This is a genomic window from Catellatospora bangladeshensis, assembly GCF_016862575.1.
GTDB classification, from domain to species: Bacteria; Actinomycetota; Actinomycetes; order Mycobacteriales; family Micromonosporaceae; genus Catellatospora; species Catellatospora bangladeshensis.
This window is the reverse complement of the sequence record NZ_BONF01000036.1, coordinates 1-16158: the sequence shown is the minus strand read 5'-3', so window position 1 is coordinate 16158 and position 16158 is coordinate 1. Positions and strand designations below refer to the sequence as shown.

Here is a 16158-nt window from a genome sequence, read left to right as displayed (position 1 = left end):
GAGGCCAGCCGTTTCACGCGCGCTACGGTGAGGCATGGCCGCCATCACCGTGGACAATGACTCAGAAGGATGGCTCACGCTGTGGATCGAGCCGCTCGGTGAGGACCGCTGGCTTCGACCGGGTGAGAGGTTCGTCGTCCGTTCCGACTACTCCGGGGATGAGTCGGCCTTCACCGTCCAGTACTGGGCGAATGCCGATGATCGTGCGGCCGGCATCGAGAACGTGACGGTCTGGATCGACCAGGGCGATGTCTATCCCGAGGTCGTCGACAGTGAAGGTCGCGTCATCGAATGCGGTCACCAGCGGCCCGCCGAGGTCGATGCGCGGTGGCGGAGCAAGTTGACGCAGCCGCCCGTGGCCTAGGCTGCGCGGGCCGGCTGCCTGCTGCCGGCGACACACCGGGACCGATTCCGCGACCGGACTCGTTTCTTGCTCGGGGGTTGATGTGACGACGACTGCGGAGTCCGCGACGACGGTCACCAGCAGCACGCCGCGCGACAGTACGCTGTTGCTGACGGCGAGCGGAGTGCCGTTGGGCGCGCTGGCGTTCCTCGGCGACGAACTGCCGGACGCGACGGGCCAGATCGTGCTGACGCTGACCAGCAACGGATTCGCCTGGGGTGCGGCCGCGCTGGTGGCGGGGTACCTGGTGCGCCGCGCCCGTCGAGCCCCGGTCGTGGCGACGGCGCTGCTGCTCGTCGCCACGACGTTGTACTACGGACTCATCCTGGTCGTGTCGAGGCGGTGGAGCGGCGGAACCCTGGAAGACGGCTCGTCGGCGGACCTGTACGGGCTGATGTCGGTCGCCCGCGCCGCGGGCTTCTGGCTGCTGATCTCAGTGGCGGCCGGGCTGGTTCTCGGCAGCCTCGGCCACCTTGTCAGAAGCGGGCCGCGCCGGCGATCGTCGGCGGCTGCGGGGCTCGCCTTCGGGATGCTGGCTGCCGAAGGGCTTAACCAGCTCAGCCACGGCTACTACTGGCCGATCCCCGACAGCTTCGTCCAGGTGATCGTCATTTCCAACGCGGTGACCGTGTCGCTCTCGCTGGTCGTCACCGTCCTGCTGCTGGTGTTCCGCGGCCCGAGCCGGTCGTGGTGGCTCTACCTGGGCTCCGCTGCCGTGGCCGGCGGGTTGGGAGCCGTGCTGTGGAGCTTCATAGACATGGCCAGGGGCTCCGGCTTCGGTATGTAGCCTGCCGGCGCGATTCGGGAACACATGGACGAAAAGGTCGGCGCTGGACGCCGGGCGCACCTTCCGCCGGGCGCGGGTTTTGCCTGGTCAGGAGGTCGTGGCACACTTAGCCGCCCCTCGAGCCGACCTGGAGCTGTCGATGTCCGATCTCACGCCCAACCCGTACGACTCTGGCGTGCCTTCCGCGCCGGGCGTGGGATACCTGCCGCCGCAGTCGGCGTACGTGCAGCCCGGTGCGGACCCCTACTACGATCCGCTGGTCGCGCCGCAGCATGGCGGAGTGGGCGGCTGGTTCAACCGCATCGGCCAGCTGTTCCGGCGGAGCTGGCGCTCGACCCTGGTCATCCTTGCCGTCACTCAGCTGGTGCCCAGCGTGGTGCTCGGCATCGCCGGGGTCGTGGCGGTGGCGTACTTCGGGCTGAGTGCGCTGCAGCTGAACCCGGCCACCGGGGAGGCGACCCTCGACGCGGCAGGGCTCATCGCCATCCTCGGCGCCATGCTCGCGGTGATCATCCTGCTCTACGTCGTCCAGCTGGCGGGCTACGCCGCGGCGACGCACTCGGTCGTCCGGCAGGCGGCCGGCGAAACCGTCACCCTCGGCGAGTCGTTCGGGTACGGCTTCCGCCGCTGCTGGAGCATGTTCGCCTGGTACGTCCCGGTGGCGCTCATGGTCGTCGCCGGTGCGCTGGCATGCGTGCTGCCCGCCTTCTACGTCATGGCCGGCACGGCGCTGGTAGGGCCGGTCCTGCTGTTCGAGCGCCGCAACCCGATCGGCCGCTCGTTCCAGATGCTGCACCGCTCGGGCGGCCGGGTGCTCGGCCGGCTCGCGTTGATCGTGCTGATCTCGATCGCCGCATCGACGGTCGTGTCCGGCTTCGAGTCTGCCATTGAGGCGGGCTTCAGCGCTGTCAACAGCGAGGGCTTCGGGCCGAGCGTCGAGGGCGTCGCGATCCTCTCGCTCGGCCTGGTCGTGTCGATCGTGTTCGGCGTGGTCGTCCAGCTCCCGGTGACGATGTTCCAGTTCGCCGGCGTCCTGCTGGCCTACACCGAGCAGCGCGGCTACGAGGGCGCGACCACCCCGCAGCTCAACGCCGAGCTCCGCTGACCCGGGGCGGAGGACGCGGGCCGGGGAGCATCGTGGTCAGAGCTGCGAGGCCAGGACCACCACCGCGGCGGTGAGTTCGTCCGGGGTCTGTGCGGCGTAGCCCAGCACGAGCCCCGGCGGGCCGTCGCCGCCGTATCGCAGCTCGGACAGGGCGAGTGGGCCGAGCCCGGCGGCTCTGGCCCGCGCGGCCAGGGTCCGGTCGTCCGTGCCGGACGGCAGCTCGACGACCAGGTGCAGCCCTGCGGCGACGCCCGAGATGCGGGCCTGCGGCAGGTGGGTGCGCAGCGCGGCGACCAATGCGTCGCGGCGGGCGCGCTGGGCGCGGCGTGCCCGGCGCAGGTGTCGGTCGTAGCCGCCCGAGGCGAGCAGCTCCGCGAAGGCGAGCTGCTCCAGCGCCGAGCCGCCCATGTCCGCGTCGGACTTCGCCTTGCGTACGGCGTCCAGCCAGCCCGGCGGCGGCACGAGCCAGCCGCGCCGCAGCCCTGGCGCGAGCGCCTTGCTCGCCGAGCCGACCAGGGCCACCACGTCCGGCGCGACACCCTGCAGGCAGCCCACGGGATCCCGGTCGTAGCGGAACTCGGCGTCGTAGTCGTCCTCGATGATCAGGCCGCCGGTACGCCGTGCCCAGTCGATCAGCTCGGCCCGCCGCCCCGGCGCGAGCACGACGCCCGTCGGGAACTGGTGCGCGGGCGTGACGAACACGGCCCGCGCGTCCCCGAGCGCCGACACGACCGCGCCCTGCCCGTCGACCGGCACCGGCCGCAGTGAAAGGCCGTGCGCGAGCAGGTGTCCGCGGATGCCCGCGCTGCCCGGATCCTCCACGCCGACCTCGGTCAGGCCGCGCGCGGCGAGCACCCGGCCGAGCAGGCTGAGCGCCTGCGCCGCTCCGGTGGTGACCACGACCCCGTCCGCGCCCGCGCGCGCCGCGCGGACCCGGCCCAGGTATGACGCCAGCTCGCTGCGCAGCCGTGGCACACCCGCCGGGTCGGTGTAGTCGAGGTCGGCGTCGGCGGCGGTGGCGAGCGCGCGCTCGTACGCCCGCCGCCACGCCGCGCGCGGGAACATGCCGAGGTCGGGCACGCCCGGCCGCAACGGCGCCACCCGGCCCGGCGGCACCGCCACCGGCTCGCCCGCGACGGCCGGCGCGGGCGGGGGCGCGGGCGCGACCGTGGTGCCCGAACCGCGCCGGCTCACCAGCCTGCCCTCAGCCGTGAGCTGCTCGTATGCCGCCACCACCACCCCTCGGGACAGGCCCAGGTCGGCCGCGAGGTCCCGGCTGGACGGCAGCCGGGTGCCGGGCGCGATGCGCTGCTGCGCGATCGCCTCCCGCAGCGCCCCGACCAGCCGCTCGCCGATCCCGGGCAGGTCCCGGTCCAGGTCGAGCAGCGCCTCGCGTACCGCCAATTGGTCCTCTGTTCCGGTGCTCAAGTGGCCCTGTCCGGTGTACCAATGGCGACCATACCGTCAGGTGGTGAACCGCGACAGCCTGACCGGAGCGGCCCTGTGCGGCTTCGGCATGATGATCCTCGGCGGCTCGGTGAGCCTGAGCCGCCTCGTCCTCGACTATCCGATCCTGACCGGGCAGGCGCTGCGCTACGCCCTGGCCGCCGTGCTGCTGGCCGCGCTGCTGCGGCTGTTCCCGCGCCTGGGCGGCACCGTGCCCGCATCCCGCCCGACCGGCCGCGAGCTGGCGCTGCTGGCCGCCGTCGCGCTGATGGGGCTCGCCCTGTTCAACACGCTGCTGCTGACCGCGCTCGACCACGCGGACGCGGCCGTGGTCGGCACGGTCGTGGGGGCGGCGCCGCTCGGCCTGGCGCTGGCCGGGCCGCTGCTGCGCGGCGCCCGGCCGGCCGCGCGGCTGGTCACCGCCGCCGGGGTCGTGGTGGTGGGCACCGCGCTGGTGCACGGCGCGGGGGCGGCGGACGGTGTCGGGCTCGCGGCGGCGCTCGGCACGCTGGTGTGCGAGGTGTCGTTCTCGCTGCTGGCCGCGGCGGTGCTGCCGCGGCTCGGGGCGGTGCGGGTGTCGGCGTACAGCTGCGCGCTCGCGGTGCCGATGCTGGTGGTGGCGGCGCTGGCGACGGGGGAGTGGGCGCGGCTGCGGATGCCCACGGCGACCGAGGCGCTGATCCTGCTCTACCTGGCCGTGATGATGACGGTGGTCGCGTTCCTGGCCTGGTTCACCGGGCTGCGGCTGCTCGGGGTCGAGCGCGCGGGCATGTTCACCGGCCTGGTCCCGGCGGCGACCCTGACCGTGGCGGCGCTGCAGGACCAGGCCCTGCCCGGCCTCACCCAGACCGCGGGTGTGCTCGTCGTCGTGGCGGGCCTGGTGTGGGGAGCAGCCGGCGGCCGCACCCCGGCTCCTGCCGCGCCGGAGCCGATCTCCGCACCGCCGAGATCACTGTCCGGCGCCGAAGCCTGAGGCGGACCACGGCGCGACACCGAACGGCGATCTTCAGGTGGTGGGTGTCCGCCCGACCCCGTGCCGCAGCGGCACCCCCTGCCGACCGGCGCCTCGCACGCGACGCCGGTATCGAGGCGGCGGCGCGTGGTGAGTCAGGAACCGGGCTGCAAGACGGGGTCGGGCGATGCGGGGCGGGTGGGTGCGACACCCGCCCCACCCCCTACAGCGCCACCGGTGTCCGCGATGTCACACCGGTCCGTGGACGAACGTCAGCGGGACGGGTGAACCAGGCCCAGTTCGTACGCGATGATCACGAGCTGGACGCGGTCGCGGGCGTCGAGTTTGGCCAGCAGCCGGGCCACGTGCGCCTTCGCGGTGGCCACGCTGATGAACAGCTCGGCGGCGATCTCCTGGTTGGACAGGCCCCGCCCGACCAGCGTCAGCACCTCCAGCTCGCGGTCGGTCACTCCGGCGGGCTGCCGGGCGGGGGGCGCCGCGGCGGGCCGGCGGGCGAACTCCTCGATCAGGCGGCGGGTCACGCCCGGGGCCAGCAGCGCATCGCCCGCCGCGACGACCCGGATCGCGGCCAGGATGTCGTCCAGCGCCATGTCCTTGACCAGGAAGCCGCTGGCCCCGGCGCGCAGCGCGGCGTACACGTGGTCGTCGTGGTCGAACGTGGTCAGCATCAGCACCCGGGGCGGATCGGCCGACGCGGTGATCGCCCGGGTCGCGGCGATTCCGTCGGTGCCCGGCATCCGGATGTCCATCAGCACCACGTCCGGCCGCGTCGCGGCGGCCAGGCGCACCGCCTCGTCGCCGTCGGCGGCCTCGCCGACCACCACCAGGTCGCCGGTCTCGGCGATGACGGTGCGCAGACCCGCCCTCACCAGTGGTTGATCGTCGGCGAGCAGCACCCGGATGCTCATGACGCAGCCACCAGCGGCAGCCGGGCCGCGACGCGGAACCCGCCCTCCGGGCGCGGCCCGGCGTCGAAGCGGCCGTGCAGCAGCCCGACCCGCTCCCGCATGCCCGCGATGCCGTACCCGCTGCCCACGGGCCCGCCGCGGCCGTCGTCCACGACCTCGATGAGCAGCTCCCCGTCCCGCTGCTCGACCACGACCTGGCAGGCGCGGGCGGCCGCGTGCCGCACCACGTTGGTGACGGCCTCCTGCACGATGCGGTACGCCGACAGGTCGATCTCGGGCGGCAGGTGCCGCTCGCCGCCGACCCGGCGCACCCGCACCTCGACCCCGGCGGCGCTCGCGTGCGCGACGAGCCGGTCCAGGTCGGCCAGGCCCGGAGCGGGCTCGCGCGCCGGGCCGTCGCCGTCGGCGCGGCGCAGCGCGCCGAGCATGCGGCGCAGCCCGGCGAGCGTCTCCCGGCTGGTGTCCTCGATCGCGGCCAGCGCGTCGCGGGCGGCCTCGGGCCGGGTGTCGATGACGCGGCGGCCCATGCCGGCCTGGATGGCGATGACCCCGATGCTGTGCGCGACCATGTCGTGCAGCTCGCGCGCGATGCGCAGCCGCTCGTCGGTGACGGCCTGCGCGGTGGCCGAGGCGCGCTGCGCGGCCCTCTGGCGGCGGTATGCGCCGAGCTGGTGCCCGCCCAGCCACGCGGCAGCCATACCGAGGGTGAGGATCACCGCCTCGGACGCCAGATCGTCGATGTTGTACCGGCTGGATCCGGTGAGCAGCGCCTGTACGGCGAGCACGGACACGGCGGCGGGCAGCGACACCCGGGGGCGGCGAGTGGCCGCGAGCACGCCGACGAGCAGGTCGAGTCCGATCACCTGCAGGTTGCGGACCTGCCACAGGTAGGCGGCGGTGTGCGGGTCGACGAGGTAGTTCAGCACGGCCGTGCCGGTCAGGGCCAGGCCGAGCGCGGCCAGGGGCAGGCGGGGCAGCAGCGCCATGGGCAGCAGCATGATCACCAGGGGCAGTGCCGTGCCCAGGAAGCGGTAGCCGAGCGGACCGCCCGCACCGTCGAGCGAGGCGATCAGCGCGAGCGGGTAGAGCACGACCGCGAGCACCCGCAGCGTGCCGAGCACGGCGCCGCGCAGCGGGGTCCGGGATGGGGGCGGGGGGTCCTGGGACACGACCCGATGCTAGCCGCGGGGCCGGGACCAGGGCATTGGCCCGTGGGCGTACGCCCGGGGGCGTAGTCGTGGCACAGCGATGCGGTCCACGGCCCGATGCGGTGCGGGTCCCGCTCCCGGCATCGTCGTCGGCATGATCGAAGTCCACGAACTGGTCAAACGCTACGGCCGGGTGACCGCCGTCAACGGCCTGACGTTCACCGTCCGGCCCGGTCAGGTCACCGGGTTCCTCGGCCCCAACGGCGCCGGCAAGAGCACCACGCTGCGGCTGCTGCTCGGCCTCGACGCGCCCACCGGCGGCGCGGCGCTCATCGACGGGCGCCCGTTCCGGGAACGGCCCCGCGGCCTGCACCACGCCGGGGCGCTGCTGGACGCCCACGACGTGCACGGCGGCCGCAGCGCGCGGGCCCATCTGATGGTGCTGGCCCGCGCCAACGGCATCGGCCGGGCCCGGGTCGAGCACGTGCTCGACGAGGTGGGGCTGGCCGCCGCCGCGCACCGCCGGGTCGGCGGGTTCTCGCTCGGCATGCGGCAGCGGCTGGGTATCGCCGCGGCGCTGCTCGGCGACCCGCCGGTGCTGCTGTTCGACGAGCCGGTCAACGGCCTCGACCCGGAGGGGGTGTTGTGGGCGCGCGGGCTGTTCCGGCGCCTGGCCGCGCAGGGCCGCACGGTGCTGGTCTCCAGCCACCTGATGAGCGAGATGGAGAACACCGCCGACCAGCTGGTCGTCGTCGGCCGCGGCCGGCTGATCGCCGCGGAGAGCCTCGGCGAGTTCGCCGCCCGCGCGGGCCGGCAGTCGGTCGCCGTACGCACCCCCGACGCCGGGTTCGCCGCGCGGCTCACCGCCGAGGGCGCGGCGGTGCGCGCCGGCGAGCCCGGTGAGCTGGTCGTGGACGGGCTGAGCGCCGCCGCCGTCGGCGCGCTCGCCCACCGGCACGGCGTGCTGCTGGAGCAGCTCACCACCCGCGCCGCCTCGCTGGAGGAGGCCTTCCTGGAACTGACCGCCGACCGAGTCGAGTACGCCGCAGGAGCGCCGCGATGACGATCACCACACCCCCGGCCCGCTTCACCGACCTGCTCGCCGCCGAGTGGCTCAAGCTGTGGTCGCTGCGCTCGATCCGCTGGGCGCTGCTGGCCACCGCGCTGGTGGTCGTCGGCATGAACGTCAACGCGGCCTGGGCCGACCATCGCAACTGGCCCGGGTACAGCGAGGGCCTGCGGGCGGGCTTCGTGCCGACGTGGGCGATCCGGGACGCGTTCACCGACCCGGCGATGCTGGTGCTGGTGCTTGCCGCCGGGACCATCGGGGCGATCACGCTGGTGGGGGAGTACTCGACGGGTCTGATCCGGACCACGTTCGCGGCGGTGCCCGCCCGGCGCGCGGTGACGGCGGCGAAGCTGCTCGTGCTGACGCCGGTGATGGCGGCGTACGGCACCGTACTGTCGGTGGTGTCGTTCTGGCTGACCCAGGCGGTGCTGTCCGGCCGCGACGCGGGCCTGTCGTTCGGCTACCCCGGGGTGTGGCGGGCGCTGGCCGCCTCGGCACTGCTGCCGCCGGTGTGCGCGGTTGTGGGCCTGGGCATCGGCGCGCTGGTCCGGCACGCGGCCACCACCGTCGCGGCCACCGTCGCGGTGCTGCTCCTGCTCCCGATGCTGTTCTCCCCGGACCGCCCCTGGACGGCGTTCCTGCACCACGCCCTGCCCGTCATGGCCTGGGGGCGCCTCACCGACCTCACCGACTACGGCCCCTTGTACATGGGTCCGCCGGTCGACTACCCCGCCACGGTGACCGGCTCCTGGATCGCCCTGGCCGCCTGGCCGCTGTCTGCCGCCCTGCTCGCCCTCTGGATCGTCGACCGCTGCGACGTCTGACCGGCCGCCACGCCCCGCCCCGCCCCGCGCCCGCCAAGATCGTCCGACTTGCCTGGCAGATGTACGTATCTTGGGCGCTCATTCGCCCAGTTGCCTGGCAACTTGGGCGATCTTGGCCGGGGCGGGCCGGGGCGGGGCGGGCGGCGGGGGTCAGGCGGCGACGCCGAGGCGGTCGAGGAGGTGGCGGCGGAGGGTGCCGAAGCCGGGGTCGTCGGGGGTGCGGGGGCGGGGCAGGGTGACGGGGGAGTCCTCGACGAGGCGGCCGTCCTCCAGGACCAGGGTGCGGTCGGCGAGCAGGAGGGCCTCCTCGACGTCGTGGGTGACCAGGAGCGCGGCGAAGCCGTGCTGGTCGCGCAGGCGGTTGAACAGCTGCTGCATGCGCAGCCGGGTGAGCGCGTCGAGCGCACCGAACGGCTCGTCCAGCAGCAGCAGCGCGGGCTCGCGGACCAGCGCGCGGGCGACGGCGACCCGCTGCGCCTGGCCGCCGGACAGCTCGACCGGCCACGCCGTGTCCCGGCCGCGCAGGCCGACCTCCTCCAGCGCGGCGAGGGCGCGTTCGCGTACACCCGGCCCGGTCAGTCCGAGGGAGACGTTGTCGAGGACGCGCTTCCAGGGCAGCAGCCGGTGCTCCTGGAACACCACGGCCAGGTCCTTCGGCCGGTCGACCAGCCCGGCGGCGTCGGCGTCGAGCCCGGCGAGGATGCGCAGCAGGGTGCTCTTGCCCGAGCCGCTGCCGCCGAGCAGCGCCACCACCTCGCCGGGCCGGATCGCCAGGTCCACGCCGTCGAGCACGACGGTGGGCCCGAACGACCGGCGCACACCGTGGGCGGTGAGCACCGGGGTCACCTCGCCTGCAGGCCGCGCCGCCATGACAGGGTCCTCCTCTCCGCGATCCGCAGCGCCAGATCGGACAGCAGTCCCAGCAGCGCGTACACCAGCAGCCCGAGCAGCACCACGTCGGTCTGCGCGAACTCGCGGGCCTCCATCATCAGGAAGCCGATGCCGGTCTGTGCGTTGACCTGCTCGCCGACCACGAGGCTGAGCCAGGCCGCGCCGATGGCCAGCCGCAGCCCGAGGAACAGTGACGGCAGCGCGCCGGGCAGCACCACGTGGCGCAGCCGGGCGAGCTGGCCGAGGCCGCAGGTGCGGGCCGCCTCGACGAGACGCTCGTCGATGTCCCGGATCCCGGCGTAGGTGTTGAAGTAGATCGGGAAGAAGCTGCCCAGCGCCACCAGGGTGATCTTCAGTTCCTCGCCGATGCCGACCCAGATGATGAGCAGCGGCACCAGGCCCAGGTGGGGCAGCATGCGGGCCATCTGCACGGGCGGGTCGACCAGGTCGTCGCCGATGCGCAGCAGGCCGGCCACCGCGCCGAGCACCAGCGCCAGGCCGCCGCCGACGGCCAGCCCGATCGCGGCGCGCTGCAGCGAGTCGAGCAGGTGCACGAGCAGCGTGCCGTCACCGGACAGCCGCCACCCGGCGGCGAGCACGTCGCTGGGGGCGGGCAGCTTGTGCGGGGGCAGCAGGCCGGTGCGGGCGGCGGTCTCCCATACGCCGAACAGGACGACCGGCGTGATCGGGCGCTGCCAGCGGCGCCCGGCCCGGCCGGGTGGGGCGGGAGCAGGGGTGTCGGCGTCGTCGAGGGGGTGGGCGGGGACGGCGGCGGGGGCCGCCGTCCCGGCGGCGGTGGTCATCCGAGCACCGAGTTGAAGCGGTTGTCGATGCGGGACTTGATGTCGATCTTCTCGGGGATGAGCTGCAGCGCCGTGAAGCCGTCGGCGATGGCCTGCAGCTCGTCGCCGATCTCCGGGGTGAGCGCGGCGAGCGGCTGGGCGCTGCGCGACAGCGCACGGGTGGCGACGTCGAGGTCGATCTTCAGCTCGGGCGCGATCACCTTGGCGCGCTCGGCCGGGTTGGCGATGCCCCAGTCGGTGACGGCGCGGTACTGCTTGAGGAACTCGGCGATCTGGTCGGTCTTCTGCTCCAGCGCCTTGGGGTCGGCCAGCACGTACTCGCGGTTGCTGGCCAGGCCGGTGGCGTCCTCCAGGACGGCGACGCCGGGCTGCTCGGCCAGGGCGAAGTACGGGTCCCAGATGATCCATGCGTCCACCTGGTCGCCGTCGAAGGCGGGCCGCGCCTCGGCCGGCTTGAGGTACTTGACGTTGATGTCGGTGATCTTCAGCTGGTGCTTCTCCAGCAGCTTGACCAGCAGCCAGTTCACGTTGGACCCCTTGTTCAGGGCGACCGTCTTGCCCTTCAGATCGGCGAAGGTCTGGAAGCCCTTGGCCTGCTTGACCAGGACGGCCTCGCCCTTGGGCACCGGCGCGGAGGTGCCGATGATCTTGAAGTCGATCTTGCCGGCAGCGGCGAAGATCGGCGGTGCCTCGCCGGTCTGGCCGAGGTCGATCGAGCCGGCCTTGAACGCCTCGGTGAGCGCCGGGCCGCTCTCGAACAGCGCCCAGGTGGCCGTCGGGTCCGCGGCGTTGCGGGCCTTGACCAGGCTCAGGCCGCCGAATCGCTGGTATCCGATGCGCAGCGGCTGCCCGGCGGCGGCCGGCTCGTCACCGCCGCAGGCCGCCAGGAACGACGCGGACAGCGGCGCCGCGGCCAGTGCCGTCAGTAGCGAGCGGCGGGAAAGTCGGGGCTGGTCGTGCATGGAGGATCTCCTGGGGGGCGGGGCCGTCGGACGGCGATAGGCTATCAACCCGATAGGAATTATGGGAATGGCCATCCGGGTGACCGCCCGATCACCCGTGGTGCGATGTGGACCCGGAAAGCAGGAGGCGCCGCTCCCCGCTGGTGGCCGGGGAGCGGCGCCTGGTCTGGCGAGCCGGGCGCTTACTGGTACGTGATGTCGCTCGGCGAATAGAAGCAGTTCACGCCGTCCGCGCCGCTGCCGACGTGGGTCGGCTCGCTGCCCTTGGGCACCCCGTGGTACTTGTCGCAGATCACGATGCTCGGATCGCTGATCACCGTGATCCGGGTGAACCGGGCCGTGTCACCCCAGTTGATGTTGATACCGGCGATCGAGTCGCCGTCGGTGACCCGCACGTTGTCGATGACCACGTGCCGCTGGTACGACGAGCTGCAGTTGCCGCAGGCGCGGTACAGCTTGCCGAAGTCCTCGGCGTAGAACCCGCTGATGTGCACGGTGCCGGGGCCGTTGTGCTGGAAGATCTTGTCCGAGGCCTTGCGGGCGCCGCCGCCGATCACGTAGTAGTCCGAGCCGCCGAGGAACGTCGCCGCGTCCTCGCCTACGTCCTCCCACCAGACGTTCTGGATGGTGCAGTTGCCGGTGCAGTGGATGCCGTCACCGGCCGGCGCGCCGAGGATCACGTTCTTGATGGTCGCGCCCGGTGCCAGCTCGAAGACCGGGTCCTGGCTCTCGCCCTGGCCGCCGTCGCCGATGCAGCAGTAGCGCTTCATGCCGCCGTCGAACACGCCGCTGACCTGGATCGTGCCGTTGTTCACCGGCGCGCTGCCCGAGGGCGTGGGCCAGCCGGTGGGCGGCGGGCTCACCGAGGGCGAGGGTCCGGGGGTACGCGACGGCGAAGCCGACGGGCGCGGGCTGCCCGTCGCCGACGGAGCCGGGGTGGTCGGGGTCGGCGTACCGCCGGTGACCACGGCGACGTCGTCGAACGACGCGCTGCTGTACGCCGTCTGCAGGCCGATCCGGCCGTTGCCGATCGCCGAGCTGGTCGCGCTCGCGATCACGGTGCCGTCGACCAGGCCCCGGATGGTGCTGCCCGAGGTCTCGATGCCGAGGGTGTACCAGGTGCCGGTGGACACGGTCCGGGTGACCGAGCCCAGCACGGTGACGGTGCTGCCGTTGACCGCCTGGAGCTGCACCGAGTTGCCGGGCCGCAGCGCGAGGCGGTAGTAGACGGTGGCGCCGGTGGAGCGGGCCAGCAGGCCGACGTGGCCGCCGGAGCCGAGGCTCAGCGGCTTGACCCGCGCGGTGACCGAGTAGTCGGTCCAGCCGGTCGAGCCGGCGAACTGGCGGGCGTTGTCGGTGCTGGTCTTGGTCTGGGTCAGCACGCGGCTGCCGTCGGTGCCGACCGCCCAGTCACCGCCCGACTTGGACCAGCCGTCGGTGTTGCCGTCCTCGAAGTTGTCGCTGAAGACGGTGGCGGCGAACGCGTTCTGGCTGAGCACGACCGCGCCGAAGGTGAGGGCCAGGGCAAGGCCCGCGATCAGCGGCCACGAGCGTGACCGGGATAAGGAGTGGACGCCCATAGGGTGCCTCCAGGGGTGGGATGGACCATGCCGTTGGGCGACGGCACGGGCAATCGGGCCGTCCGCGTAGGGCGCGCGGACGACCTGGGGATCTACGCTTGGAAAGCGCTTCCCCGAGTGCTGACCGTAGACCCCGCCGCGACCGCAGTCAACCGTGTGTCTCGATGCGACGGAGGTGGATGCCAGGAGCCGGGCGGTACGTTGGCCGGATGCGTTTCATCGTCTACGGCGCCGGGGCCGTCGGCGGCGTGCTCGGCGCCCACCTGCACCTGTCCGGGCACCCCGTCGTGCTGATCGCCCGCGGCGCGCACCTGTCCGCGATCCGCGAGCGCGGCCTGACCCTGGAGACCGGCACGGGCTCCCGCACCATGCACGTCCCGGCGGTGGCCGGGCCCGCCGAGATCGAGTGGCGCGGCGGCGACGTCGTGCTGCTCGCCGTCAAGAGCCAGGACACCCGGGCCGCGCTGGAGGGCCTGGCCGCGTCCGCCCCGCCGGGCACGCGGATCGTCAGCCTGCAGAACGGCGTCGACAACGAGCGCCAGGCGCTGCGCGTGTTCGAGCACGTCTACGGCGTCTGCGTCATGTCGCCGACCACCCACCTCACCCCGGGTGTGGTGCGCGCCGACTGCCACCCGGTGCCCGGCCTGCTCGACATCGGCCGCTACCCGTCCGGGACGGACCCGGTCGCCGAACAGGTCGCCGCCGCGTTCCGCGACGCGGGTTACCGCAGCGAGCCGCGCCCGGACATCATGCGGTGGAAGTACGGCAAGCTGCTGCGCAATGTCGGCAACGCGGTCGACGCGGTGTGCGGCCGGGCCGAGGGCACCCAGGAGATCTTCCAGCGGGTACGCCTGGAGGCCGAGGCCGTGCTGGACGCGGCGGGCATCGCGTACACCCCTGCCGACGAGGACGACGAGCGGCGGGCCGATATCCTCAAGGTCGTCACCGGCGGCTCGCGCGGCGGCGGCTCGTCGTGGCAGAGCCTGCACCGGGGCACCGGGCACATCGAGGCCGACTACCTCAGCGGCGAGATCGTGCTGGTCGCGCGGCTGCACGGGCTGCCCGCGCCGTACAACGAGAACGCCTGCCGGTGGGCCGATCGCTTCGCCCGCGAGGGCCGCCGCCCCGGCACCCTCGACCCGGCGGAGTGGCTGTCGACCCTGCCCGCCTGACAGGGGCGGGGCGCGGCGGTGTGCCGCGCCCCGCTGCACGTCACCAGCCGACGGCCACCAGCAGCCACTGCGGGTTGCCGTGGGAGATGAACGAGGACTGATCGGCGTAGTCGTCGTACGGGAACCCGTACGCCAGCTTGCCGATCGCGTTGTCGTGCCAGAACTTCGAGTAGTAGTTGGCCGGCGCGGCCTGGTAGTACAGGCTCGGCGTGGACCACTGCGACTGCGGCAGGTGCGCCACGTGCCGGTTGAGCGCCGAGCACATCGCCGGGTTGTTGGCCAGCACGCCCGCGCACCCGGTGATGTCCGACGTGCTCGCGGTCACCCCCACCGACGCGGCGTAGCCGCTCAGGTAGTTCGCGTACTGGCCGCCGGGCCGGAACGCGGGATCGCTGCCCGGCGTCGGGATCCGGTACGGCGCCTGCACCTGCCCGAGGTGCTTGAACTCGGCCGGCATCGCGTTGACGAAGCGCTGGAACGTCACCGCCCGGTCCTCGGCGAACGTGGCGTAGTCCTCGCCGACGGCGGCGTCGTAGCCGTCGCGCGCGTGCAGGCGCATGGCCAGCTTGAGCCCGAACGCGTCGACCCGCGTGGTGTTGCCGTTGAACACCCCCGCGCCGACCGTGAACTCGATGAAGTCCCAGTACTGGCCGGTGGGCGAGCCGAGGTAGAAGTACATGCGCCCGGCCGTGTTCGCCGGCATGTCGAAGTACGGCTGCTCGGCGATGGACCTGGTGACGCCGTTGTAGCTCCAGTAGACCTGGCTGTCGGGGTAGCGCCCGTTGGTCCGGTTGAGGATCTTGAGCATGACCACGTTCTGCGCGGGCGGGATGGTGCTGGTGTCGCCCCAGAAGCCGCCCGGGTCCGGGTTCGGCGAGGGCGAGCTGCTCGGCGGCACCGGGCTCGGGCTGGTCGCGCCACTGCCCAGCCGGACCGCGAACTCGAACAGCGAGTAGCCGTAGGCGGTGTTGCGGGCGGTGCCGTTCATCCGGACGTACCGGCCGTTGCCGGTGACGTTCAGCGTCTGGGTGCCGCCGGTGCCGGTCGTGGTCGAGTAGATGTTCGTCCACGGGCCGGTGGCGCTGCCGGACACCTGGAGCTGGAACGCGCGGGCCGAGGCGGCCTCCCAGGTCAGCACGACCTGGCAGATCGGCTGCGCGGTGCCCAGGTCCACCTGGATCCACTGCGGGTCGCTGAACGCGCTGGACCAGCGGGTGCCGGGGTTGCCGTCGAACGCGGCCGCCGCGCCCATGGTGGCGCTCTCGGCCGACGACGCGGTCGCGGGGCGGTTCAGCGCGGCGTTGGCCGTGCCGCAGCCGCCGGTGCCGCCGATGACGCCGTACACGCTGAACTCCCACAGGGAGTAGCCGTAGGCGGTGTTGCGGGCGGTGCCGTACATCCGGACGTACCGGCCGGTGCCGTTGACGGTCAGGGTCTGCACCCCACCGGTGCTGGTGGTGGTGCTGTAGACGGTGGTCCACGGCCCGGCGGCGCTGCCCGCGACCTGGATCTGGAACGCGCGCGCCGAGGCGGCCTCCCAGTTGAGCACGACCTGGCTGATGGTGGCGGTCGCGCACAGGTCGACCTGGATCCACTGCGGGTCGCTGAACGCGCTGGACCAGCGGGTGCCCGGGTTGCCGTCGAACGCCATCGAGGGGGACGTGGCCCCGTTCTCGCTGGATGACGCCGTGGCGCCGCAGTTCGGGGTGATCAGCGGGTCGGCGGCCTGTGCGCCGGAGCCGCTGAGGGTGACGACGTACCCGGCGAGCAGCAGCACCATGGCCGCTGCGACGGCGAGGAGGTGGGCGGGACCGCGGGTGCGAGCCGCGGACCGCACGAGGGTAGGCATGAAGACTCCCTGGTGGACGGACGGGAAAGCGCGGCGCGGGGGGCTGATCCGCGTCGCGGTGGTGCAGAGAGCGCTCTCCCGCCGAGGTTCGTCCGTTGCCGTGCTCCTGTCAAGACTGTCGATGCGATGCGCTGGACGCGGGTCAGCCGCTCGCGGCTGAAGCCGATGGTCGCGAGGCGAAGATCGCGGGTTCGTGTCAGGAAGCGCGGTGGGATCGCGGATCTTGACACCAACGCCG

At 73.2% G+C, this 16158-nt stretch carries 15 protein-coding genes; 7 read left to right on the top strand and 8 right to left on the bottom strand.

The features are described 5' to 3' along the window. Positions 1–34: 34 nt before the first annotated feature. The 3 genes from Cba03nite_RS28070 to Cba03nite_RS28060 all read left to right on the top strand — a co-directional run bounded on the left by Cba03nite_RS28070 (position 35) and on the right by Cba03nite_RS28060 (position 2295). Positions 35–364 carry a hypothetical protein gene (locus tag Cba03nite_RS28070; protein WP_203752368.1) on the top strand — a complete coding sequence of 110 codons (330 nt, stop codon included), beginning with the start codon at positions 35–37 and terminating at the stop codon, positions 362–364. A gap of 82 nt (positions 365–446) precedes the next feature. Continuing rightward, positions 447–1190 carry a DUF6518 family protein gene (locus Cba03nite_RS28065; RefSeq protein ID WP_203752366.1) on the top strand — a complete coding sequence of 248 codons (744 nt, stop codon included), beginning with the start codon at positions 447–449 and terminating at the stop codon, positions 1188–1190. Between the two features lie 139 nt (positions 1191–1329). After that, complete coding sequence (locus tag Cba03nite_RS28060; RefSeq protein WP_203752364.1) at positions 1330–2295, top strand: hypothetical protein; 966 nt, start codon at positions 1330–1332, stop codon at positions 2293–2295. Between the two features lie 36 nt (positions 2296–2331). Here Cba03nite_RS28060 and pdxR read toward each other — a convergent pair whose 3' ends face one another. Further along, positions 2332–3723 (bottom strand): MocR-like pyridoxine biosynthesis transcription factor PdxR, encoded by a 1392-nt coding sequence (gene pdxR, locus Cba03nite_RS28055; protein WP_239126062.1) that lies wholly within the window; start codon positions 3721–3723, stop codon positions 2332–2334. A 43-nt stretch (positions 3724–3766) separates the two neighbouring features. Here pdxR and Cba03nite_RS28050 point away from each other — a divergent pair, with 43 nt between their 5' ends. Then, positions 3767–4714 (top strand): EamA family transporter, encoded by a 948-nt coding sequence (locus Cba03nite_RS28050; protein ID WP_203752362.1) that lies wholly within the window; start codon positions 3767–3769, stop codon positions 4712–4714. Positions 4715–4965: 251 nt separating this feature from the next. On the opposite strand, the gene Cba03nite_RS28045 is transcribed toward Cba03nite_RS28050, so the two are convergent. Both Cba03nite_RS28045 and Cba03nite_RS28040 read right to left on the bottom strand, forming a co-directional pair. Continuing rightward, positions 4966–5622, bottom strand: coding sequence for a response regulator (locus tag Cba03nite_RS28045; protein WP_203752360.1), 657 nt, complete (start codon positions 5620–5622; stop codon positions 4966–4968). Further along, positions 5619–6791, bottom strand: a complete 1173-nt coding sequence (locus Cba03nite_RS28040) for a sensor histidine kinase (protein WP_239126061.1) — start codon at positions 6789–6791, stop codon at positions 5619–5621. Before Cba03nite_RS28040 ends, Cba03nite_RS28045 begins: the two co-directional genes overlap by 4 nt. Positions 6792–6924: 133 nt before the next feature. Between Cba03nite_RS28040 and Cba03nite_RS28035 the strand changes: the two genes are divergently transcribed. Further along, complete coding sequence (locus Cba03nite_RS28035) at positions 6925–7833, top strand: ATP-binding cassette domain-containing protein (RefSeq protein WP_203752358.1); 909 nt, start codon at positions 6925–6927, stop codon at positions 7831–7833. Beyond that, a complete protein-coding gene (locus Cba03nite_RS28030) occupies positions 7830–8663 on the top strand; it encodes a hypothetical protein (protein WP_239126060.1) in 834 nt (277 codons plus the stop codon). Before Cba03nite_RS28035 ends, Cba03nite_RS28030 begins: the two co-directional genes overlap by 4 nt. Before the next feature lie 150 nt (positions 8664–8813). Here Cba03nite_RS28030 and Cba03nite_RS28025 read toward each other — a convergent pair whose 3' ends face one another. From Cba03nite_RS28025 to Cba03nite_RS28010, 4 genes are all read right to left on the bottom strand, one after another. Continuing rightward, entirely contained in the window at positions 8814–9509 is a 696-nt protein-coding gene (locus Cba03nite_RS28025; protein WP_428835602.1) for an ABC transporter ATP-binding protein, read from the bottom strand. Further along, a complete protein-coding gene (locus Cba03nite_RS28020; RefSeq protein WP_203752354.1) occupies positions 9506–10357 on the bottom strand; it encodes an ABC transporter permease in 852 nt (283 codons plus the stop codon). The genes Cba03nite_RS28025 and Cba03nite_RS28020 overlap by 4 nt, the downstream gene beginning before the upstream one ends. Then, positions 10354–11319, bottom strand: coding sequence for an aliphatic sulfonate ABC transporter substrate-binding protein (locus tag Cba03nite_RS28015; RefSeq protein ID WP_203752351.1), 966 nt, complete (start codon positions 11317–11319; stop codon positions 10354–10356). The genes Cba03nite_RS28020 and Cba03nite_RS28015 overlap by 4 nt, the downstream gene beginning before the upstream one ends. 182 nt (positions 11320–11501) lie before the next feature. After that, entirely contained in the window at positions 11502–12899 is a 1398-nt protein-coding gene (locus Cba03nite_RS28010; protein WP_203752349.1) for a pectate lyase, read from the bottom strand. A gap of 209 nt (positions 12900–13108) precedes the next feature. On the opposite strand from Cba03nite_RS28010, the gene Cba03nite_RS28005 reads away from it, so the two are divergent. Further along, a complete protein-coding gene (locus Cba03nite_RS28005; RefSeq protein WP_203752348.1) occupies positions 13109–14071 on the top strand; it encodes a ketopantoate reductase family protein in 963 nt (320 codons plus the stop codon). Positions 14072–14111: 40 nt separating this feature from the next. Here Cba03nite_RS28005 and Cba03nite_RS28000 read toward each other — a convergent pair whose 3' ends face one another. Beyond that, positions 14112–15920, bottom strand: coding sequence for a galactose-binding domain-containing protein (locus Cba03nite_RS28000; protein ID WP_203752345.1), 1809 nt, complete (start codon positions 15918–15920; stop codon positions 14112–14114). Positions 15921–16158: the final 238 nt, after the last annotated feature.

Bases quoted from the DNA above. Each gene is read 5' to 3' on its own strand.
- Cba03nite_RS28030 (WP_239126060.1), top strand. From the start codon at position 7,830: ATGACGATCACCACACCCCCGGCCCGCTTCACCGACCTGCTCGCCGCC.
- Cba03nite_RS28000 (WP_203752345.1), bottom strand. From the start codon at position 15,920: ATGCCTACCCTCGTGCGGTCCGCGGCTCGCACCCGCGGTCCCGCCCAC.
- Cba03nite_RS28005 (WP_203752348.1), top strand. From the start codon at position 13,109: ATGCGTTTCATCGTCTACGGCGCCGGGGCCGTCGGCGGCGTGCTCGGC.
- Cba03nite_RS28045 (WP_203752360.1), bottom strand. From the start codon at position 5,622: ATGAGCATCCGGGTGCTGCTCGCCGACGATCAACCACTGGTGAGGGCG.
- Cba03nite_RS28015 (WP_203752351.1), bottom strand. From the start codon at position 11,319: ATGCACGACCAGCCCCGACTTTCCCGCCGCTCGCTACTGACGGCACTG.
- Cba03nite_RS28070 (WP_203752368.1), top strand. From the start codon at position 35: ATGGCCGCCATCACCGTGGACAATGACTCAGAAGGATGGCTCACGCTG.
- Cba03nite_RS28010 (WP_203752349.1), bottom strand. From the start codon at position 12,899: ATGGGCGTCCACTCCTTATCCCGGTCACGCTCGTGGCCGCTGATCGCG.
- Cba03nite_RS28035 (WP_203752358.1), top strand. From the start codon at position 6,925: ATGATCGAAGTCCACGAACTGGTCAAACGCTACGGCCGGGTGACCGCC.
- Cba03nite_RS28020 (WP_203752354.1), bottom strand. From the start codon at position 10,357: ATGACCACCGCCGCCGGGACGGCGGCCCCCGCCGCCGTCCCCGCCCAC.
- Cba03nite_RS28060 (WP_203752364.1), top strand. From the start codon at position 1,330: ATGTCCGATCTCACGCCCAACCCGTACGACTCTGGCGTGCCTTCCGCG.